Raw genomic sequence first — 20283 nt, 5'->3', positions numbered from 1 at the left:
ATGGTATCAGGCCTTACCCATCTCGGCGCGCAGGGCGAGGCCAACATGGTCGACGTCGGCGACAAGGACGAAACAACGCGCACGGCGATCGCCGAAGGCTTTGTCGCGATGCAGCCCGAGACGCTGAAGATGATCCTCGCCGGCAACGCCAAGAAGGGCGATGTGCTCGGCACCGCGCGCATCGCCGGTATCATGGCGGCGAAGAAGACGCATGAACTGATCCCGCTCTGTCATCCGCTGCTTTTGACCAAGGTCTCCGTCGACATCGAGCCGGACCATGCTTTGCCGGGCCTGAAGGTCACCGCACTCGCCCGCGTCACCGGCAAGACAGGCGTCGAGATGGAAGCGCTGACCGCCGCTTCGGTAGCCTGCCTGACCATCTACGACATGGCGAAAGCAGTCGACCGCGCCATGGTGATCTCCGGTATCCGCCTGGTCGAAAAGACCGGCGGCAAGTCGGGTGACTACAAGGTGAGTTCCTGATGGCGCTGGTTCCTATCGCGGAGGCGCTTGAACGCCTGCTCGATGGTGCGGCACCTCTAGCCGGCGAAAGCGTTCCTCTGTTCGAGGCGGTGGATCGTGTTCTGGCGGAACCGGTCGTTGCTCTTCGCACCCAGCCGCCTTTCAATGCTTCCGCCATGGACGGCTATGCGGCGCGCGCCGCCGACGTCACGTCGGTCCCATCCAGGCTGTCGGTGATCGGCATGGCGCCGGCTGGACGTGGCTTCGACGGCACGGTCGGCCAGACGCAGGCCGTGCGCATCTTCACCGGCGCGCCGCTGCCCGAAGGCGCCGACACCATCGTCATCCAGGAGAATGTCCGCGACCTCGGCGGCGGCGAAATCGAAGTGACCGAGCCGACGGCGCAATGGCGCAATATCCGCCGCATCGGGCTCGATTTTTCAACAGGCGACATGCTGCTGGAAAAAGGCCGCTTACTCGACCCGGCGGCACTGTCGCTGGCAGCATCGGCCAACCATCCTCGGGTCAGCGTGGTGAAACGGCCGCTGGTCGCCATCATCGCCACCGGCGACGAATTGCTGCCGCCGGGCAGTGATCTCGGCCCGGATCAGATCATCTCATCGAATGCCTATGGCGTCGCTGCCACCGCACACTCGGTCGGCGCCCGCGCGCTCGATCTCGGCATTGCCGCCGATCGCAAGGAGGCTATCGCTGCCCTGATCAGACAAGCGGTCGCGGCCGGTGCGGATGTCATCGTGACGCTTGGTGGCGCCTCGGTCGGCGATCACGACCTGATCCACGACGTGCTGACCGGCGAAGGCATGACGCTCGGCTTCTGGAAGATCGCCATGCGCCCCGGCAAGCCCCTGATGTTCGGCCGCCTCGGCGACATCAGGTGCATCGGCCTGCCCGGCAATCCGGTGGCAAGCCTGGTCTGCTCGCAGTTGTTCCTGAAGCCGCTGCTGGCGCGGCTCGGCGGCCGCAATCATCGCCAGGACGTTCGCCAAGCGCGATTGGGCGCCGCAATGCCGGCCAATGATTTGCGCCAGGACTATGTCCGAGCCGTGGTCAGGGAAGATGACGGCGTACCGGTGGCGACGCCGTTCGGTATCCAGGATTCCTCGATGCTGAGAATGCTGGCGGACGCCAACGGGCTGATCGTGCGGGCGCCGTTTGCCCCTGCAGCAGCTGCTGGCGAGGCTTGCAGCGTTTTGATGCTGCGCTGAGGAATCCCAGACAAGCCACTCATAACAGACGAGAAAGTGATCCCGGCTCTAGTTCGAGATCAAGCTCTGCGTCAGCGGATGCGCCGGGTCGGCAAGGCCGTCGACAATGCTGTAATGATGCCGGTCGGGCTCGACCACGGCGCTGGTGGTGGCGCCGAGGCCGGTCCAGATGTTGGTAAGCAGCGCATTCTGGCGCAGGAATTCGGCGCGCTCGCCGCCACCGGCCCAACAGGTGATGCGGGCACCATCCATGGGCCGCAGCAGCGCCGGGCTTTCAGTCAGCGCCTCGTGCTCGTCGATGGCCAGCGCCGCGTTCATGCCGGTGCGCATGAGCGGACGCAGGTCATGCAGGCCTGAAATCGAGACGACATGGCGTATGCGCCGCGCCACATCGGCGGCCAGCGGCGTGCTTGTCGTCACCATCCGGGTGGCGAGATGGCCGCCGGCCGAATGTCCGGTCAGCATCAGCGGTCCGTCGACCATTGCCGCTGCCTCGCCGATTGCCGCCCCAATCTCGCTGACGATGCCGGCGATGCGTATGTTCGGGCACAGCGTGTAGGAGGGCATCGCCACGGCGAAGCCACTGCCGACCGCGCCATTGGCGAGGTGCGACCACAAGCTCTTGTCGGTCTCCAGCCAGTAACCGCCATGGATAATCACCACCAGCCCTTTGGGCGCGGCCCTGGGAAGGAAAAGATCGAGCCGATTGCGCGGTCCGTCGCCATAGGCGATGTCGAGCCGCGCCCGGCCCTGCGCCGACAGCGCATCGCGGAATGCTTGCGCTGGCTCCGCCCATGCAGACGGCCAGCGATCACTGCCCGCGATGTTGGCGCCGTTGGCATAGGCATCATCCCAATCGACGATGTGACGTTCGAACATCTGCGCCCTTCCCCAAGACGGCATCGCTACTTGCTAGCAATGGCCACCGCCATGCCATGCGTCAATGCCCTGAGCAAAAACATTTTAGGCTTGAAACAAATTTCGACTGGTGCGATCCTGCCCCAACGAACAGCCGACAATGGGAGGTCTGCTGTGCTGCCCGAACCTGCAGATGTTCACCCTTTCTGGGCGCATCTCAGCAGGTGCGATGGGTAGTACGAAGCTTCCTCAGAGCAGGACCTTAGGATCCACTACATCCGGCCAAGGCGCATCGCGCACTGGTCAGGCAGCAGACGGGATAGCGGCGACATGCTTGGGCCTTCAGCGCATATCGACACGTTCACGCGCGATCACCTGCCGCCGCCGGAGCAATGGCCTGAAATCCTGCTCGACGGCTTCGACTATCCCGAACGCCTCAACGCCGGTGTCGAACTGACCGACAGGCTGGTCGAAAAAGGTCTCGGCGACCACACCGCCCTGATCGGCAATGGCCGCCGCCGCACCTACAAGGAACTGTCCGACTGGACGAACAGGCTGGCCCACGCGCTGGTCGAGAATTACGGAGTCAAGCCGGGCAACCGGGTGCTGATCCGCTCGGCCAACAACCCCGCCATGGTCGCCTGCTGGCTGGCCGCCACCAAGGTCGGTGCCGTGGTCGTCAACACCATGCCGATGCTGCGCGCCGGCGAACTCGCCAAGATCGTCGACAAGGCCGAGATCACCGTTGCGCTCTGCGACACCAGGCTGATGGACGAGATGACCGTGTGCGCCAAGGACAGCGCATTCCTCAGGCAGGTCATCGGTTTCGACGGCACCGCCAACCATGATGCTGAACTCGATCGCGCCGCGCTCGACAAGCCGGTGACGTTCAGTGCGGTCAACACCGGCCGCGACGATGTCGCCCTGCTCGGCTTCACCTCGGGCACGACAGGCGTTCCGAAGGCGACGATGCATTTCCACCGCGACCTCCTGATCATTGCCGACGCCTATGCACGCGAAATCCTGGAGGTGACGGCGGACGACATCTTCGTCGGCTCGCCGCCGCTGGCCTTCACCTTCGGCCTTGGCGGGCTCGCTATCTTTCCCCTGCGCTTCGGTGCGGCGGCGACGCTGCTGGAGCAGGCGACGCCACCCAACATGATCCACATCATCGAGACCTACAAAGCGACGATCTCCTTCACCGCGCCGACTGCCTACCGCGCCATGCTGAAGGCCATGGATGAAGGTGCCGACCTGTCGTCGCTGCGCGTTGCAGTTTCGGCCGGCGAAACCTTGCCCGCTCCGGTTTTCGAAGAGTGGACGAAAAAGACCGGCAAGCCGATCCTCGACGGCATCGGCGCCACCGAAATGCTGCACATATTCATCTCCAACCGTTTTGGCGACATGAAGCCTGCGTCGACCGGCAAGCCGGTGGGCGGCTACGAGGCGCGCATCCTCGACGACGAGATGCGCGAGGTGCCGCGCGGCACGACCGGCAGGCTGGCGGTGCGTGGCCCGACCGGCTGCCGCTACTTGGCCGATGACAGGCAGAAGGAATATGTGCGCGACGGCTGGAACATCACCGGCGACACCTTCACGCAGGACGAAGACGGCTTCTTCCATTTCGCCGCGCGCTCCGACGACATGATCGTCAGCGCCGGCTACAACATCGCCGGACCCGAGGTCGAGGCAGCACTGTTATCGCATCCGGATGTCGCCGAATGCGCGGTGATCGGTGCAGAGGACGCCGAACGCGGCCAGATCGTCGAGGCGCATGTCGTGCTGGTGCAGGGCGTCGCGCCCGACGCCCTCACCACCAAGCGCCTGCAGGACCATGTCAAGGCAACGATCGCGCCCTATAAATATCCGCGATCGGTAAAATTCATCGCCGCTCTGCCCAAGACCCAGACCGGCAAGATCCAGCGCTTCCGGCTGCGCACGGAGAAAATCAATTGAGCGAGCCATACGATCCGGCGTCCGAAGGCGCCCAGATGTCGTTCAAGGAGCGCATGTCCTACAGCGACTATCTGCACCTGGAGAAAGTGCTGGAGGCCCAGACGCCGCTGTCATCGGCGCATGACGAGATGCTGTTCATCATACAGCATCAGACCTCCGAGCTCTGGATGAAGCTCGCTCTGCACGAGATCGGCGCCGCGATCCGCTCGATCCGCGCCGACCGGCTCGAGCCGAGCTTCAAGATGCTGTCGCGCGTTGCGCGCATCTTCGAGCAGCTGAACAATGCCTGGGATGTGCTGCGGACGATGACGCCCAGCGAATACACCGAGTTCCGCGACGCGCTCGGCCAGTCCTCGGGTTTCCAGTCCTGGCAGTATCGCGCCATCGAGTTCATGGCCGGCAACCGAAACCTGGCAATGCTCGGGCCGCACAAGCACCGGCCCGACCTGAGCGGAAAGCTGGAAGCGATCCTGGCCGAGCCGTCGCTCTATGACGAGGCACTGCTGCTTTTGGCGCGCAACGGATTCGACATCGGTGCCGATGCCAGGCGCACGGACTGGCGTGAGACGCGAACCGAGAATGAAGAAGTGCTGGTCGCCTGGCAGACCATCTACCGCGATCCGCAGCGCTACTGGATGTTCTACGAACTGGCCGAGAAGCTGGTCGACTTCGAGGATTATTTCCGCCGCTGGCGCTTCAATCACGTCACCACGGTTGAGCGCATCATCGGCCTGAAACGCGGCACCGGCGGCACGTCGGGTGCTTCGTATCTGAAGAAAATGCTCGAGGTCGTGCTGTTTCCGGAGCTGTGGACGGTCCGCACCCGGCTCTGACATCATCGAAATGAGAACAGGCTCACCGAAGGGACGCTCTGTGGCCGAAAACCTTTCGCGAACAACTGGGGACTGACCGACCATGAGTGGAACTCCTGATCTCGCCGCAGTCGAAGCGATGGATGCCACGGATCCGCTGCGTGCCATGCGCGACCATTTCATTCTGCCGGAGGGGGTGATCTATCTCGACGGCAATTCACTGGGGGCAGCATCTCATGCCGTTTTCGGCGAGCTGCAGCAGGCGGCGACCCAGGAATGGGCCCAGGATCTCATCCGGGCCTGGAACACGGCCGGATGGTTCGAGATGCCGATCGAACTCGGCGACCAGCTCGGACGCCTGATAGGGGCCTCGGCCGGTCAGACCGTTGTCTGCGACACGACATCGACCAACATCTACAAGGTGCTGCACGCGGCGATGGAGATGCGGCCCGGCCGGTCGGCCATCGTCGCCGAAGGTGACAGTTTTCCCACCGACCTGTACATCGCCGAAGGCGTGGCCTCGACCCGGGATGGCGTCCTGCTGCGCCTCGCGGGTGTCGACGCGCCGACCATCGAAGAGCTGATCGACGAAAACGTGGCGGTGGTGCTGGTCAACCACGTCAATTACAAATCGGGTGAACTGCGCGACATGGCGGCGCTGACGCGCAAAGCTCATGCGGCCGGAGCGCTGATCGTCTGGGATCTTTGCCACACCGCCGGCGCCCTGCCCGTCGAGCTCGATCACGCAAATGCCGATTTCGCTATCGGCTGCACCTACAAGTACCTTAACGGCGGTCCGGGCGCGCCGGCCTTCATCTATGCCGCACAGCGCCACCACGGCGATATCAGCCAGCCGCTTAGCGGCTGGTGGGGTCATGCTCGGCCCTTTGCCTTCGAACGGGGTTATGTTGCCGGCACCGGCATCCGCCGTTTTCTGTGCGGCACGCAACCGGTCCTGTCGATGCGGGCGCTCAAAGGCGCGCTTGCCATCTGGAGCGACGTCGACATGGCGGCATTGCGGAAGAAGAGCGTCGCACTGACAGAACTGTTCATCCAACTCGTCGAAGCCAAGTGCGGCGCCTACGGTCTCACGCTGGAGACCACCCGCGACACGACCAGGCGTGGCAGCCAGGTGTCGTTCCTTCACGACCACGGCTATCAAATCATGCGGGCGCTGATCGAGCGCGGGGTGATCGGTGACTTCCGCGCGCCATCGACCATCCGTTTCGGCTTCACGCCGCTGTATGTCGGCTACAAGGATGTGTGGCTGGCGGTTGAGGTGCTGGAGGATATTCTGCGCACGGGCGCATGGAAGGACCAGCGTTTCGCGGTCAAGGAAGCCGTTACCTGACGCAACGATCCCCGCGATCCACCGCCGCCGCCCTCACTGCCTGGCAGATGACGGAGGGCTGAATTTCCAGCCACAAATGCCAACAGACGTTGGCGTTTTGGCTCCGTTTCGTTCACGGCAAACGAACGTCCCGAAGATTCATATCGTCCTTTGTGGAGGTTGCCAGATTGATAATGCCAATCCTTGGGTCGAGGATGAGCCACAGGTCATTAACCATAATAATTTCAATGTGAGCAGGCGCATCGCCGTGCCTGGCGCTTGTTGATCGCGACCCGCTGGCAAGCGCCAAATAATTTCAGCAGCCTTAACAAATTCATTAAACTTTAAACGGTTGCAGAACACAACTGGAACAGATAGGGTTTGTTCTGGGTTTGTTTTTCGATTCTGGTTTCAGGTAACCTGGGGGCCGCCATGCTGACGCGCAAGCAACATGAACTGCTGATGTTCATCCATGAACGCCTGAAGGAGAGCGGCATTCCGCCATCCTTCGACGAGATGAAGGAGGCACTCGACCTTGCCTCCAAATCCGGGATCCATCGGCTGATCACGGCCCTCGAGGAGCGCGGCTTCATTCGCCGGCTGCCCAACCGGGCACGCGCGCTGGAAGTGCTGCGGTTGCCGGACTCGATCGCGCCCGGCCTCAACGCGGCAAAGAAGTTCTCGCCAAGCGTCATCCAGGGCAGTCTCGGTCAGGGTGGTGCTCTTGGCCGGCAGATCAAGCCGGCGCCTTCGCGGATGCCCTCGCCTGGCAATGACGACGATGCGGTTTCCGCCGTGTCGATCCCGGTGATGGGCCGCATCGCCGCCGGCGTGCCGATCGATGCCATCCAGCATCAGACGCATTCGATCTCGGTGCCGCCGGATATGATCATGGGCGGCGCCCACTATGCGCTGGAGGTCAAGGGTGACTCGATGATCGAGGCCGGCATCTTCGATGGCGACACCGTCATCATCCGCAACGCCGACACCGCCCAGCCAGGCGAGATCATCGTGGCGCTGGTCGACGAAGAGGAAGCGACGCTGAAGCGGTTCCGCCGCAAGGGCGCTTCGATTGCTCTCGAAGCCGCCAATCCAGCCTACGAGACACGGATTTTCGGACCGGACAGGGTCAAGGTGCAAGGCAAGCTCGTCGGCCTGATCCGCCGCTACTGAGACGGTGAGTTGACCACTGGCTTCTCGGGTTTCTTGAAGGGTGCCAGCCCCCTCGCCTCGCGCGAGTATTTGCGTTGCGCGTGCCAGGGCCGATATGGGCTCTCCACCGCGAAGCTGATCGTCGCCGGCGCAGTCGCCGATTGGCGATCGAAGAAGACCGCGGCACTGCCTTTGCGAGCCAGTTGCCGCTTGGTGATGACGAGAACCAGCGGGTTGTGGCAGGCGTCATACGCGGTGGCGTCATTGATGACGATCAGCTCGGCGAAGCCGCAGGCTTTCCAGGTGTCCTTGCGGTCCTCGACATAGGCAATGATCGCACCGGACATGTGCCTGGCCACGCAAACGTCTGAGGAGCAATAAAACGGCGATCCCAGCGGCAGATCAACGGCATCCGCGACATCGAATTGCCCATCGCTGTTGTCGAACACCTCTGGCACGACGATGATTTCTGATGTCAGGGCGCGTTTCCAGTTGTCGACGGTGAATTCGTTCGGCCGTTCCCGGCTGACGGCAAGCTCACCGCCACCGATCGGCAACGCCACCAGCCGGGCGTCTTCCGAGATCAGCACATCCGGCGTGCGCGTATCCGAGACGGTCAGCAGGCCTGCCAGTGCGAATGGCAGAGCAGCGAGCCGCAGCCAGGTTGTCGCCATCGTCGCGATGACCAAAGCAATTGCCACCAACAGGACCGACTGTTGCGAAATCAGCCCGACCCCGTCGACAGGCGAACGCTCGGAGATCCAGCCGGATATGGCGATCATCATCGTCAGGCCCTTACCCATCAGGTAGAGAGCTGGCCAATCCAATCCGAAAGGCATCAGCAGCGCGCTGGCGACGGCCAGGAACATGACGACGGTGACGATCGGCATAACCGCGAGATTGGCAAACAGGCTAAGCGGCGAGACACGCTGAAAATGCCAGATAGCAAACAGCGTCGTGGCGCTTCCGGCGATGATCGAGGTCATGGCAAGGCCGGTTGCCGCCAGCAGGAATTTTCGCGTCAGGAAACCTGGCATGGATCGCTTTGGCGGCGGCGGTCTTGCTTTTCCCGCCCGGTGATCCGCCCAGCCGGCATAGGCGCCGACTAGAGCCGCGGTCGCGGCGAACGACATCTGAAAACTCGGGCCGACCACCTCATGCGGCGACACCACGATGACGGCGATCGCCGAGATCGCCAGATTGCGCATGGTGAGTGCTGCTCGATCGAACAGCACGGCAATCAGCATCACCGCCAGCATGATGAAGCTGCGCTCGGCGGCAACGACGACTCCCGAGATGATGAGATAGGCCGCGATCGAGAACAGTGCGGCGGCGGCGGCATACTTCTTGACCGGGCGACGCGCGGAAAAGTCGGGAAACAAGGCGAAGGCGCCGCGCAGCAAACCCATGATGGTGCCTGCGACCAGCGCCATGTGCAGTCCCGAAATGGAGATGATGTGGTAGATGCCGGTACGTCGCATCGCCTCATTGATGTCATCGGGAATGCCGGCGCGCACGCCGACGATCAGCGCCGCGGCGATCTCGCCTTCGGCGCCGCCGACGCTCGCCCTGATATGGTCGGCGATGCCTTCGCGGGCATTTTCCACGCTAGAGGAAATTCGGGCCGGCAGCGGCATGTCGCCGTCATCGTTGACGACAAGCTTTGGATTGCCGAGAAAGAACCCGCTGCCACCGATGCCGGCAAAGTAGCTGTCGAAGGAGAAGTCATAGCTGTCCGGCCGCACCGGCCCGGTCGGCGGCAAGAGCTTGGCATATCCGGTGATGAGGGAGCCGGCGGTCACGTCAGCCGGGATCTTGCGTGCCGAAAGCCGCACCCGTTCCGGCGCATAGCGCAGTTTCGGTCTTGCGGTCGATGTCACGTCGATGGTCAGCCGGATACGGCCGGTTTCCATCCGGTCGAGCGAGACGACGCGGCCGGTGACTTGCGTCGAAATTTCCGAGCCCAACATTTGTGTGCCCGCACGCCACGTCTCGACCTTGGCAGCAAGCAGTCCTAGGGCGCACAAAAGTGCCGCCATGAAACACAGATGGGTCTTTGGCCATGAGCGCGAGACCAGCGCACAGATCCCCGTCAGAATAACAACCGCGACAGGTCTCGCAAAGTCGGGTTCAGCCGTCAGCGAAAAATAGCCGATCGCTCCGATCGCCAGGCAGACCGGCACCAGCAGGAAGGCCACGCCCCGGTCGAGTTCCAGGCTCGCCGCCGTGTTCACGCTGTGGCGCAGGCGAGGCAGTGATGTCAGGCTGATTTGCCGGCGCACGCGAACGATCCTGCCGGTTTCGGCAACAGGAACAGAGGCGGCGACATCCGCTTGTAACGGCGCTTGGCCGGGATCCGGCAGGAGGGGCGACGGCAATGGCAGAGGCGCAAAGAGGGACCGTTCGCTGACGCCGATGGCAGCGTCCTCGCCCTGATCCGAGCCCCAGCCTCGTCCAGCCATCGGGTCTGCCCCTTGCGCCCTCGACACCCTATGCTACATGAACGCCGGGCGCGCGAAAGTCCGCGCAACCGCACCCGCTTCAGATGGTTTCCGAGAGTTCCATGTCCGACAAGGTCGTCACCCGTTTTGCCCCCTCGCCCACCGGCTATCTGCACATAGGCGGCGCGCGCACGGCGCTGTTCAACTGGCTGTATGCAAAGCACACTGGCGGCACGATGCTGCTGCGCATCGAAGACACCGACCGTGAACGCTCCAATGAAGCCGCGACGGCTGCCATCCTCGACGGGCTTTCCTGGCTTGGCCTGAGCTGGGACGGCGAGCCGGTGTCACAGTTCGAGCGTGCGCCGCGCCACCGCGAGGTGGCCGAGGAGCTCGTGCGCATGGGCATGGCCTATTATTGCTATGCCACGCCAGCCGAACTGGAGGCCATGCGCGAGGCTGCCAGAGCCAAGGGGCTGCCGCCCCGCTATGACGGCCGCTGGCGCGACCGCGACCCCTCTGAGGCGCCCGCAGGCGTCAAGGGCGCCATCCGCATCAAGGCGCCGACCGAAGGCGAGACCATCGTCCATGACCGTGTCCAGGGCGAGGTGCGCTTTCCCAACAAAGATCTCGATGACTTCATCATCCTGCGTTCTGACGGCAATCCCACTTACATGCATGCCGTCGTCGTCGACGATCATGACATGGCCGTCACCCACATCATTCGTGGCGATGATCATCTGACCAATGCCGCCCGCCAGACCGTCATCTACAACGCCATGGGCTGGGACGTGCCGTCCATGTCGCATATCCCGCTGATCCACGGCTCCGATGGCGCCAAGCTGTCGAAGCGGCATGGCGCGCTTGGCGTCGAGGCCTATCGCGCCATGGGCTACCTGCCGGAGGCGCTGCTCAACTACTTGGCGCGCCTCGGCTGGAGCCATGGCGACGACGAGATCATGTCGATCAAGGATATGATCTCGTGGTTCGATATCGGCGACGTCAACAAGGGCGCGGCGCGCTTCGACTTCGCCAAACTGGAAGCGATCAACGGCGCGCATATGCGCCGCATGAGCGATGCCGAGCTGTTCGACACCTTCATCGCCACCCTGCCCTATCTCGAAGGTGGCCCGGCGATCGCAGCACGCCTGAACGACAGCACCAAGGCGCAGTTGCTGGCAGCGCTTCCGGGCCTGAAGGAACGCGCCAAGACGCTGGTCGAGCTCGTCGATGGCGCGGCCTTCCTGTTCGCCACGCGCCCGCTGCCGATCGACGACAAGGCGACCCTTCTGCTTACCGACGATGCCCGCAAGATCCTGCGCAGTGCTCACAAAGCTTTGAACGGGCTTGCGAGTGACTGGACAGCCGCCTCGGCGGAGGCGGCGATCCGCGAGGTGGCAGCGGCCGGCAACCACAAGCTCGGCGCGGTGGCCCAGCCTTTGCGCGCTGCGTTGACCGGCAAAAGCACCTCGCCGGGCGTGTTCGATGTGCTCGCCGTGCTCGGCCGCGAGGAAAGCCTGGCGCGCATCTCAGATCAAATCGATTAGGAGCAAACTGGCCCAAGAAGATTGGCATTGAAAGGCGGGTTTCGCAGTGCAACATTAGGCCTTGGCCCAATCTGGCACGCACCTCCTGAAATGCGGTGGCGAATACGCGCATTGCGGTGATTTTCGACGTGTCGCTCTGCAGAATTTTGCCTTTGCCGGCATGAGGAAACAAGAAGGAGTTTGCAATGACCGAAGCTGCGAAAAGAATGGATTTGGGCGGCAAGACCCAGGAGGCCACGGCAACGCTTGCATTCGCCGGCAAGACCCATGAATTCAAGGTGCGAAGTGGTTCGGTCGGGCCTGATGTCATCGACATCGCCTCGCTCTACTCAACCACCGGCGCCTTCACCTACGATCCCGGCTTCACCTCGACGGCAAGCTGCGAATCCGAAATCACCTTCATCGACGGCGACGCCGGCATCCTGTTGCACCGCGGCTATCCGATCGACCAGTTGGCCGAACATGGCGACTTCCTCGAGGTCTGCTATCTCCTGCTCTACGGTGAATTGCCGACCAAGGCGCAGAAGGACGACTTCGACTACCGCGTGACGCGCCACACCATGGTGCATGAGCAGATGTCGCGCTTTTTCACCGGCTTCCGCCGCGACGCGCATCCGATGGCGGTGATGTGCGGCGTGGTCGGCGCGCTGTCGGCCTTCTACCACGACTCCACCGACATCTCCGACCCCTACCAGCGCATGGTTGCCTCCATGCGGCTGATCGCCAAGATGCCGACGATCGCGGCGATGGCCTACAAATACCACATCGGCCAGCCCTTCATTTACCCGAAGAACGAGCTCAACTTCGCCGCCAACTTCCTGCACATGTGCTTTGCCGTGCCGTGCGAGGAATACAAGATCAACCCGGTGCTGGCGCGCGCCATGGAGCGCATCTTCATTCTGCACGCCGACCACGAGCAGAATGCCTCGACCTCGACCGTTCGTCTCGCCGGCTCGTCGGGCGCCAACCCGTTCGCGTGCATCGCCGCCGGCATTGCTTGCCTGTGGGGACCGGCGCATGGCGGCGCCAATGAAGCGGCGCTCAACATGCTTGGCGAGATCGGCCATGTCGATCACATCCCCGAATTCATCGCCCGCGCCAAGGACAAGGACGACCCGTTCCGCTTGATGGGCTTTGGCCACCGCGTCTACAAGAACTACGATCCGCGCGCCAAGATCATGCAGAAGACGGCACATGAGGTTCTGGGCGAACTCGGCATCAAGGACGATCCGCTGCTCGACATCGCCATGGAGCTGGAAAAGATCGCGCTGACCGATTCCTATTTCATCGAGAAGAAGCTCTACCCGAATGTCGACTTCTATTCCGGCATCACGCTGAAGGCGCTGGGCTTCCCCACCACCATGTTCACCGTGCTGTTCGCGGTCGCCCGCACCGTCGGCTGGATCGCCCAGTGGAAAGAGATGATCGAGGATCCGCGCCAGAAGATCGGCCGCCCGCGTCAGCTCTATACCGGTGCGCCCGAGCGCGACTACGTGCCGATCGCCAAGCGGTGAATTGGAAGTAGGGATTGGGCAGTAGGCAGTAGGCAGTAGGCAGTAGGCAGTAGGCACGGTCAACTTCCCTACTCCCTACTGACTATTCCCTCTCTTGATATACCGCATCACCACCTGCGCGGCGATCTCGCCGGAGGGTCTAACTGTCGCCATGCGCCGGGTGATCTCTGCAAATCCATTCTTCTGCCAGGCGCGCATGCCGCTGTCGGCGAACAGGGCTTCCAATTGCCGGGCCAGATTGTTCGGCTTGATGTAGCCGTCGTAGAATTCCGGAATAAGCGCTCGATCCGATATCAGATTGGGCAGCAGCGCCGACCAGACGGAAACGAGGTACGGCGCCAAGACGCGCGCGACCGGGTCGAGCCTGTAGCAGGAAATCATCGGCACGCCGGCCAGCGCCAGTTCCAGCGATACCGTCCCGGACGCGATCAGCGCCGCATCGGCTTTGCCGAAAGCCTGCCATTTGCGCTGGGGATCGACGATGATCTCAGGCTTTTCATCCCAGCGGTTGACGGAGGATTTGACGAGGTCGGCGACATGCGGGACGGTCGGCAGCAGCAGCCGCAGGCGGTGGCCACGCGCACGCAGAATCGACACCGTCTCGCCGAACGGGTCGAGCAGCCGCCGTACCTCGCCATGCCGCGAACCGGGCAGGACGAGCAGGGTCTTGACGCGATCAGGAGAAAGGTCGCGCGGCAGCTCCTGCGCGTTGGCTGCGGCCAGCAAGCCCGCATCGTGCGTCAGGCGATGCCCGACATAAGTGCCCGGTGGCCCGCCGAGCCGCTCGAGCTCCTTGACCTCGAAAGGCAGGATGCAGAGGATGTGGTCGACATAGGGCTTCATCGCCACCGCCCTGCCCGGCCGCCACGCCCACACGCTCGGGCAGACATAGTGGATGATCGGAATCGACGGGTTGGCCGCACGCACCTTTTTGGCGACGCGCAACGAAAAGTCCGGACTGTCAATGGTGACAAGGCAGTCCGGCTTTTCGTCGGCAACGGTCTTGGCCAGTTGGCTGATCCGCCGTATCAGGCGCGGCAGGTCGCGCAGGACGGCACTGAACCCCATGAGGGCGATCTCACCGGCATCGAATGGCAAGACCAGTCCCAGCGCCTGCAAATGACGGCCGCCGAGGCCGACGAGTTGCACCTCGCGCCCGGCCGCCTGCCTGAGCGAGCGTACTATGTCGGCGCCGAGCAGGTCGCCGGACTCCTCTCCGGCAACGATCGCGATCTTCAATGCCCTGTCAGCCATTGCGCAGCTCCGTGGCGACAGGCAGGCCAAGGACGAACAGGCCGAGTGCATTGGCGCGTGCGATGGTTTCAGGACCTTCGAGGATCAGCGAGCGTCCCGCCTCGACGGCAATGCCGGCGAGCCCGGCCGCGTGCGCTGCCTCGACCGTCTGCGGACCGATGGATGGAAGATCGGCGCGCAGTTCCTGACCAGGCTTGGCGCACTTGACGAGGACGCCGCGGGTCTTGCCCGCAATACGGCCGTGGCCGCGCAGCAGCTTCGCACGATCAAGCAGGCCGGCTGTTCCTTCGATGCCTTCCAGCGCGATTGCCCGGCCGCCAACCGCGATCGCCGCCTGGCCGACATCCAGCGCCCCGATGGCCTTTGCTGCCGCAAGGCCCGCCTCAATATCGCGCCAGTCCAATTTTCGCGGTTCGGCCTTGGTCAGCACGCCTTCGGCGGCGACAAGATTAGGCACGACTTCGTGGGCGCCAACGACCTTTATTCCACGCGCTTCGAGGCCCCGTGCCAAGACCTTGAGAAGACCATCATCGCCACGCGCGAGCGCCATGACGACCAAAGGAATCACCGCGAGCAGGCTGAGACTGGGGCGCAGCGCAAGCAATCGCGGCCGGCGCTTGATCTCGCCTGCAAGCACCAGATGGGTGATCCGGTGCCGCCGCAGCAATGGGACGAGCGAGCCTATACCTTCCAGAGCGAGGTTTTCGTGATCGTATCGGGAGAGTTCCGCGATGCGGTCGACTTCGCCTTCCATCAGGATGACGAAGGGCGGATAACCTTGTTCAGCCGAACCGGCCGCGACTTCGACCGGCAGACTGCCGCCGCCGGCAATGATGCCGACCCTGGAGCCCGGCGGAAGATCAAGACGCGCTGCCGCTGTCTCAGTCTTCGTCATCGACATCGTCGCCATCGCCGCCCTTGAGCGACGGCACAGCATAGTGCCGCTTGCCGCGACTGGTGATGAAATCGATGATCTTCATGGCGGTCGGCGACGACGCGAACTCCGCTTTGGCGAATTCGATGTTCTCGCCAACGGTGCGGGAACGATCGAAGATCATCCTGTAAGCCTTGCGCAGCACAAGGATTTCGGACCTCGGCAGACCGGAACGCTTGAGGCCGATGATGTTGAGACCGCGCAGGCTGGCGCGGTTGCCGACCGCGATGGCAAAGGGAATGACATCGCCGACGATCGCCGAGCAGCCGCCGAGAAAGGCGTTGTCGCCGATGCGAACAAACTGATGCACAGCGGTCAGGCCGCCGATATAGACGTTGTTGCCGACCTCACAGTGGCCGCCCAGCGTCGCCCCATTGGCGAACGTCGCGTTGTTGCCGACGACGCAGTCATGGGCAATATGGGCGTAGGCAAGGAAATTGCCATTGTCGCCGACCGTCGTCTCGCCGCGGCTGGAATCGGTACCGAGATGCATGGTCACGCCTTCGCGGATCGTGCAGTTCCTGCCGATGACCAAGGTGGTTCGGCCGCCCTTGTGCTTGGTGTTCTGCGGCGGCGCGCCCAATGTCGCCATCGGGTAGACCTTGGTCGAGGCGCCGATTGACGTCGCGCCCATCACCGAGACATGACTGACCAGTTCGACGTCGTCGCCGATCACCACATCGGCCCCGACATGGCAGAACGGCCCGATGCGCGCGCCTTGGCCGATTTGGGCGCCTTCCTCGACAATGGAGGAAGCATGAATGGATGTTCTGATTTTCATAAGCACTCGATCGTCAGTCGCTGGTGACCATCATGGCTGAAATCTCAGCCTCGGCCGCCTTGGCGCCGTCGACCATGGCTTCACAAGCGAATTTGAGCAGGTTGCCGCGTTTCTTGATTTTCTTGACATAGATCTTCAACTGGTCGCCGGGAACCACCGGTTTGCGGAATTTGGCGTTGTCGATGGTCAGGAAATAGACCAGCGACGGCTTTTCGGTGCCCAGGCTGCGGATACAGATGGCGCCGGCCGTCTGCGCCATCGCCTCAACGATGAGCACACCCGGCATGACCGGCTGCTCTGGGAAATGGCCCTGAAAATGCGGCTCGTTTATGGTCACGTTCTTGATGCCGACGGCGGATTCGTCGCCATCGATGTCGACGATACGATCGATCATCAGGAACGGATAGCGGTGCGGCAGGAGCTTCATCAGCCCCATGATGTCGACCGCTTCCAGCGTCGTCGACGCGATCATATCAGCCATTGCCTCCCTCGCCCTGTTTGCGGGTCCTGGCGAGCTTGCGCAGCATGGCTATCTCCCGCATGGCTTCCGCCATCGGCTGTGCCGGATAGCCGCCCCAGATCTCGCCTGCAGGGACATTGCTCATAAATCCACTTCTGGCGGCAAGCTTGGCCCCTGTCCCTATGGTCAGGTGATCCGCAAGCCCGACGCCGCCGCCCATGGTGACATTGTCACCCACCACCACAGAACCCGAAATACCCGAAAGCCCGGCTATTATGCAATTGCGGCCGATGCGGACGTTATGGGCGATCTGCACGAGATTGTCGATCTTGGTGCCCTGGCCGATGACCGTATCGGACATGGCGCCGCGATCGACGGTGGTGTTGGAGCCGATCTCGACGTCGTCCTGGATAACGACACGGCCGATCTGCGGCACGCGCTCGGGACCCTTGGCCCCGCCAACGAACCCAAAACCATCCTGGCCTATCCTGGCGCCGCCATGAATGATGACGCGATTGCCGATCAAGGCATACTGGATGCTGGCGCCAGGACCGACATAGCCGTCGCGGCCGATCTGGCAGGATGGTCCGATGACCGCATTTGGGGCGATGACGGTACCGCTGCCGATCGAAGCACCTGGCCCGATGACCGCGCCGGCTTCGATGACGGCACCGGCTTCGACATGGGCGGTCGCGTCGACATGAGCATGCGGCGAGACGCCGGTTTCACTGGTCATCGGCCCTGGTGTCGCCGCCCTCGGAAACAGCAGACGCCCGATCAGCGCGAAGGCCTGTTGCGGACGCGGATGAATGAGAACGGCAACGCTTGCCGGCGCCTTGCCGGCAAATTCCGCCGGGCACAGGACCGCGGCTGCCCGCAGCGACGGCATCAGCGCGGAATTGCGCTTGCCGTCGACAAAGACGAGCGCATTCTCGCCGCCCTCGCTGGCCGGCGCGAGCGCTTCGATCGAAATATCTGAGTGGCCGGAATCGACGAGCACCGAGCCGGTCAGATTCGCGACTTCGCCCGCCGTATACCGGCGTGATGGCGCGAAGAACACCGGATCGGTCATTCCAGAAGCTATATCCAGCTAGGTCGGAACATTTCTCCCGGATCCTGAAGACCCGGGAGCATCGTTGGCCGCCGATCAGAAGCGGGTCGATATGCCGAAGTTGAATTCCTGCACGTCGTCGCGCGCTTCCTTCTTGACCGGGATCGCATAGTCGATACGGATCGGACCGAACGGCGACGCCCACATCAGGCCGATACCAACAGAGGCACGCAGCTGCATGTCCGTTGACTCCTGAGCGACGCTTGTAACCTTGCTGCCATAGAGAGTGGCCGCGTCAGCAAACACAGCACCGCGAAGGCCGAAGCTTTCCGGAACGACTGGCACCGGGAACTGGGCTTCAGCAGAGGCATTGAAGTAGGTCGTGCCGCCGAGATGGTCACCGGTGAGAGGATCCACAGGCCCGATACCGCCATATGCGAAACCACGGATCATACGGTCCGTGCTCTGGAACTGATCGAAGATACGCAGGCCGTCACTGCCATAACCCTCGACATGGCCGGCGCCGCCCGAAATAAGGCCGACGAGATCAAGTGACTCGGACAACGTCTGATAGACGCTGCCCCGTCCCGTAATCTTCACGAACTTGGCATCACCGCCGAGACCGGCCACTTCGACGGTCGTGTTGCCATAGATACCCTCATGCGGGTTCTTCATGTCGTCGATGGTGTTGTAGACAAGTCCCAGGCTAACCGAGGACTTGATCCAAGGGCTCTGATCGATGCCATCAAGAATTGCGGTTGAGATATTGCAAGGGCTGCCAGGAACATAAACCCCGTCGGTCAAGCAACCATCGTCAACTTCATACTTTTCCTGCGAGATGTTGTACGCCAGCTGAGTCGTGATGCTGTCGGTGATCGGCAGGCCGAAACGGATCGTCGCACCTGTGGTATCACTGTCGTAGTTGTTGTCGTACTCCCGCGTCGACTTATAGATGTCGAAGCCGGCGGCGATGCGCCGTCCGAGGAAATAAGGCTCGGTGAAGGACAGGCTGTAGTCGCGTGAATTCTTGCCGCCGCCCGCCGACAGCTTGATGAACTGGCCACGACCGAGGAAGTTGCGCTCGGTCACCGAGCCTTCGACCGACGGACCGGCCGTGTCGCCACCGGTCGAATAACCAGCGCCCACCGAGAACTCGCCGGTCGACTTCTCAACCACATCGACCACCAGAACGACTTGGTCAGGCTGCGAGCCCGGCACGGTCGAGATGTCGACTTTTTCAAAGTAATTGAGGGCTTCCAGGCGCTTCTTTGCACGCTGGATGAGAACCTGGTTGAAAGCGTCGCCTTCGCTGACGTCGAACTCGCGGCGAATGACATAGTCACGCGTGCGATCGTTGCCGCGGATCTCGATGCGTTCGATATAGGCCTTGGTGCCCTGGTCGATCGTATAGACCACCGAAATGGTGTGGTTCTCGAAATTGCGGTCGCCGCGCGGCGTGACCTGCGCGAAGGCATAGCCGGAACCGGCCACCTTTTCGGTCAGCGCGATGATGGAATCCTCGACGTTCTTGGCGTTGTAGACGTCACCCTTGTGGGTCTCGATCACCGATTCCAGCGACTTGCCGTCGACTTCAGGGATCGAGCTCTCGACGCTGACATCACCGAAGGTGTAGCGGTCGCCTTCCTGGACGGTGATGGTCACCGTGTACTTGTTCGTCGCGCTGTCGAGTTCACCGACAGCGGACACGACCTGGAAGTCGGCATAGCCGTGATTGTAGTAGAAGCGGCGCAGCAGCTCCTGGTCGGCGCGCAGCTTGTCGTCGTCATAGACGTCGTCGCGCAGGATGAACGAAACCCAGGACGAACGCTTGGTGTTGATGATATCCGACAGGCGGCGGCTGGAATAGGCGCTATTGCCGACGAAATTGATCGCCGCGATCTGCGTGCGATCGCCTTCAGCGACGTTGAAGACAACATTCACGCGGTTATCGCCAAGCTGCATGACCTGCGTGGTCACGGTCACATCGTCGCGACCAATGCGTTTGTAGGCTGCCTTGACCGATTCCACGTCGGCATCGAGCGTCGCCTGCGAGAACGTTCCGCGCGGCTTCAGCTGCACGGCCGCCGCAAGCGCATTGTCCTTGAGCTTCTTGTTGTTCTGGAACAGCACCTGGTTGACGACCTGGTACTCGGCAACCTTGACCACCAGCGTCGAGCCGACCTGGTTGATCTGCACGTCCGAAAACAGACCTGTGCCGAACAGTGCCTTGACCGCACCGTCGATATCGGAGCTGGAGAAAGCCTTGCCCGGCTTGATGGTGATGTAATTGCGGATGGTCTCAGCGTCGATACGCTGGTTGCCGCTCACTTCGACTCTGCTGACGACAGCGGCTTCAGCCGCCGATGTGGCAACGAACTGCACTGCGAGCGCGCCTGGCACGACCAAGGCCGCAGACAGGGTCACCGCGGACGCGGCGCTTAGAAACTTGGATGCTGCCTTCATCGGGCTTAATAACCTTTTCTCGTAGTCCCCACGGCGAGAAAA

Annotated in this window: 16 protein-coding genes; 8 read left to right on the top strand and 8 right to left on the bottom strand. The window is 62.5% G+C overall.

Going from position 1 to position 20283, the window contains the following annotated elements; genetic code table 11:
* Nucleotides 1–483, top strand: a complete 483-nt coding sequence (gene moaC / locus NKH97_RS16625; protein ID WP_352442403.1) for a cyclic pyranopterin monophosphate synthase MoaC — start codon at nt 1–3, stop codon at nt 481–483.
* On the top strand, nt 483–1688 hold the full coding sequence (locus NKH97_RS16620) for a molybdopterin molybdotransferase MoeA (RefSeq protein ID WP_352442402.1): 1206 nt from the start codon (nt 483–485) through the stop codon (nt 1686–1688). Before moaC ends, NKH97_RS16620 begins: the two co-directional genes overlap by 1 nt.
* 48 nt (nt 1689–1736) lie before the next feature.
* On the opposite strand, the gene NKH97_RS16615 is transcribed toward NKH97_RS16620, so the two are convergent.
* A complete protein-coding gene (locus NKH97_RS16615) occupies nt 1737–2567 on the bottom strand; it encodes a hormone-sensitive lipase (RefSeq protein ID WP_352442401.1) in 831 nt (276 codons plus the stop codon).
* A gap of 309 nt (nt 2568–2876) precedes the next feature.
* On the opposite strand from NKH97_RS16615, the gene NKH97_RS16610 reads away from it, so the two are divergent.
* The 4 genes from NKH97_RS16610 to lexA all read left to right on the top strand — a co-directional run bounded on the left by NKH97_RS16610 (nt 2877) and on the right by lexA (nt 7817).
* Nucleotides 2877–4502 carry an AMP-binding protein gene (locus NKH97_RS16610; protein WP_352442400.1) on the top strand — a complete coding sequence of 542 codons (1626 nt, stop codon included), beginning with the start codon at nt 2877–2879 and terminating at the stop codon, nt 4500–4502.
* Nucleotides 4499–5335, top strand: a complete 837-nt coding sequence (gene kynA / locus NKH97_RS16605) for a tryptophan 2,3-dioxygenase (RefSeq protein ID WP_027036649.1) — start codon at nt 4499–4501, stop codon at nt 5333–5335. Before NKH97_RS16610 ends, kynA begins: the two co-directional genes overlap by 4 nt.
* Before the next feature lie 82 nt (nt 5336–5417).
* Entirely contained in the window at nt 5418–6665 is a 1248-nt protein-coding gene (kynU, locus tag NKH97_RS16600; RefSeq protein WP_352797973.1) for a kynureninase, read from the top strand.
* Nucleotides 6666–7076: 411 nt separating this feature from the next.
* Nucleotides 7077–7817 carry a transcriptional repressor LexA gene (gene lexA / locus NKH97_RS16595; protein WP_128303628.1) on the top strand — a complete coding sequence of 247 codons (741 nt, stop codon included), beginning with the start codon at nt 7077–7079 and terminating at the stop codon, nt 7815–7817.
* Here lexA and NKH97_RS16590 read toward each other — a convergent pair.
* Nucleotides 7811–10258, bottom strand: a complete 2448-nt coding sequence (locus tag NKH97_RS16590; RefSeq protein WP_352797969.1) for a ComEC/Rec2 family competence protein — start codon at nt 10256–10258, stop codon at nt 7811–7813. The genes lexA and NKH97_RS16590 overlap by 7 nt on opposite strands.
* 101 nt (nt 10259–10359) lie before the next feature.
* Here NKH97_RS16590 and gltX point away from each other — a divergent pair, with 101 nt between their 5' ends.
* Complete coding sequence (gene gltX / locus NKH97_RS16585) at nt 10360–11784, top strand: glutamate--tRNA ligase (protein WP_352797968.1); 1425 nt, start codon at nt 10360–10362, stop codon at nt 11782–11784.
* 185 nt (nt 11785–11969) lie between these two features.
* A complete protein-coding gene (gene gltA, locus NKH97_RS16580; RefSeq protein WP_352797966.1) occupies nt 11970–13298 on the top strand; it encodes a citrate synthase in 1329 nt (442 codons plus the stop codon).
* A gap of 75 nt (nt 13299–13373) precedes the next feature.
* Here gltA and lpxB read toward each other — a convergent pair whose 3' ends face one another.
* The 6 genes from lpxB to bamA all read right to left on the bottom strand — a co-directional run bounded on the left by lpxB (nt 13374) and on the right by bamA (nt 20241).
* Nucleotides 13374–14552 carry a lipid-A-disaccharide synthase gene (gene lpxB / locus NKH97_RS16575; RefSeq protein WP_352797963.1) on the bottom strand — a complete coding sequence of 393 codons (1179 nt, stop codon included), beginning with the start codon at nt 14550–14552 and terminating at the stop codon, nt 13374–13376.
* On the bottom strand, nt 14545–15462 hold the full coding sequence (locus NKH97_RS16570; protein WP_352797960.1) for an LpxI family protein: 918 nt from the start codon (nt 15460–15462) through the stop codon (nt 14545–14547). Before NKH97_RS16570 ends, lpxB begins: the two co-directional genes overlap by 8 nt.
* Nucleotides 15434–16267 carry an acyl-ACP--UDP-N-acetylglucosamine O-acyltransferase gene (lpxA, locus tag NKH97_RS16565; protein ID WP_352797958.1) on the bottom strand — a complete coding sequence of 278 codons (834 nt, stop codon included), beginning with the start codon at nt 16265–16267 and terminating at the stop codon, nt 15434–15436. The genes NKH97_RS16570 and lpxA overlap by 29 nt, the downstream gene beginning before the upstream one ends.
* Nucleotides 16268–16280: 13 nt before the next feature.
* Entirely contained in the window at nt 16281–16748 is a 468-nt protein-coding gene (fabZ, locus tag NKH97_RS16560; protein ID WP_027036657.1) for a 3-hydroxyacyl-ACP dehydratase FabZ, read from the bottom strand.
* Nucleotides 16741–17799: a UDP-3-O-(3-hydroxymyristoyl)glucosamine N-acyltransferase gene (gene lpxD, locus NKH97_RS16555; RefSeq protein WP_352797954.1), complete on the bottom strand. Its 1059-nt coding sequence runs from the start codon at nt 17797–17799 to the stop codon at nt 16741–16743. The genes fabZ and lpxD overlap by 8 nt, the downstream gene beginning before the upstream one ends.
* Nucleotides 17800–17874: 75 nt before the next feature.
* Nucleotides 17875–20241 carry an outer membrane protein assembly factor BamA gene (bamA, locus tag NKH97_RS16550; RefSeq protein ID WP_352797952.1) on the bottom strand — a complete coding sequence of 789 codons (2367 nt, stop codon included), beginning with the start codon at nt 20239–20241 and terminating at the stop codon, nt 17875–17877.
* Nucleotides 20242–20283: the final 42 nt, after the last annotated feature.

The sequence above is a fragment of the Mesorhizobium sp. M0870 genome, assembly GCF_040319775.1.
Classification (GTDB): Bacteria; Pseudomonadota; Alphaproteobacteria; order Rhizobiales; family Rhizobiaceae; genus Mesorhizobium.
This window is presented reverse-complemented; position numbering and strand designations above follow the sequence as displayed.

Excerpts from the sequence above, each read along its gene's own strand:
- lpxA (WP_352797958.1), bottom strand. The coding sequence starts at position 16,267 with ATGAAAATCAGAACATCCATTCATGCTTCCTCCATTGTCGAGGAAGGC.
- gltX (WP_352797968.1), top strand. The coding sequence starts at position 10,360 with ATGTCCGACAAGGTCGTCACCCGTTTTGCCCCCTCGCCCACCGGCTAT.
- NKH97_RS16615 (WP_352442401.1), bottom strand. The coding sequence starts at position 2,567 with ATGTTCGAACGTCACATCGTCGATTGGGATGATGCCTATGCCAACGGC.
- moaC (WP_352442403.1), top strand. The coding sequence starts at position 1 with ATGGTATCAGGCCTTACCCATCTCGGCGCGCAGGGCGAGGCCAACATG.
- gltA (WP_352797966.1), top strand. The coding sequence starts at position 11,970 with ATGACCGAAGCTGCGAAAAGAATGGATTTGGGCGGCAAGACCCAGGAG.
- lpxB (WP_352797963.1), bottom strand. The coding sequence starts at position 14,552 with ATGGCTGACAGGGCATTGAAGATCGCGATCGTTGCCGGAGAGGAGTCC.
- bamA (WP_352797952.1), bottom strand. The coding sequence starts at position 20,241 with ATGAAGGCAGCATCCAAGTTTCTAAGCGCCGCGTCCGCGGTGACCCTG.
- fabZ (WP_027036657.1), bottom strand. The coding sequence starts at position 16,748 with ATGGCTGATATGATCGCGTCGACGACGCTGGAAGCGGTCGACATCATG.
- lpxD (WP_352797954.1), bottom strand. The coding sequence starts at position 17,799 with ATGACCGATCCGGTGTTCTTCGCGCCATCACGCCGGTATACGGCGGGC.
- NKH97_RS16610 (WP_352442400.1), top strand. The coding sequence starts at position 2,877 with ATGCTTGGGCCTTCAGCGCATATCGACACGTTCACGCGCGATCACCTG.
- kynU (WP_352797973.1), top strand. The coding sequence starts at position 5,418 with ATGAGTGGAACTCCTGATCTCGCCGCAGTCGAAGCGATGGATGCCACG.
- NKH97_RS16570 (WP_352797960.1), bottom strand. The coding sequence starts at position 15,462 with ATGGCGACGATGTCGATGACGAAGACTGAGACAGCGGCAGCGCGTCTT.
- NKH97_RS16620 (WP_352442402.1), top strand. The coding sequence starts at position 483 with ATGGCGCTGGTTCCTATCGCGGAGGCGCTTGAACGCCTGCTCGATGGT.
- NKH97_RS16590 (WP_352797969.1), bottom strand. The coding sequence starts at position 10,258 with ATGGCTGGACGAGGCTGGGGCTCGGATCAGGGCGAGGACGCTGCCATC.
- lexA (WP_128303628.1), top strand. The coding sequence starts at position 7,077 with ATGCTGACGCGCAAGCAACATGAACTGCTGATGTTCATCCATGAACGC.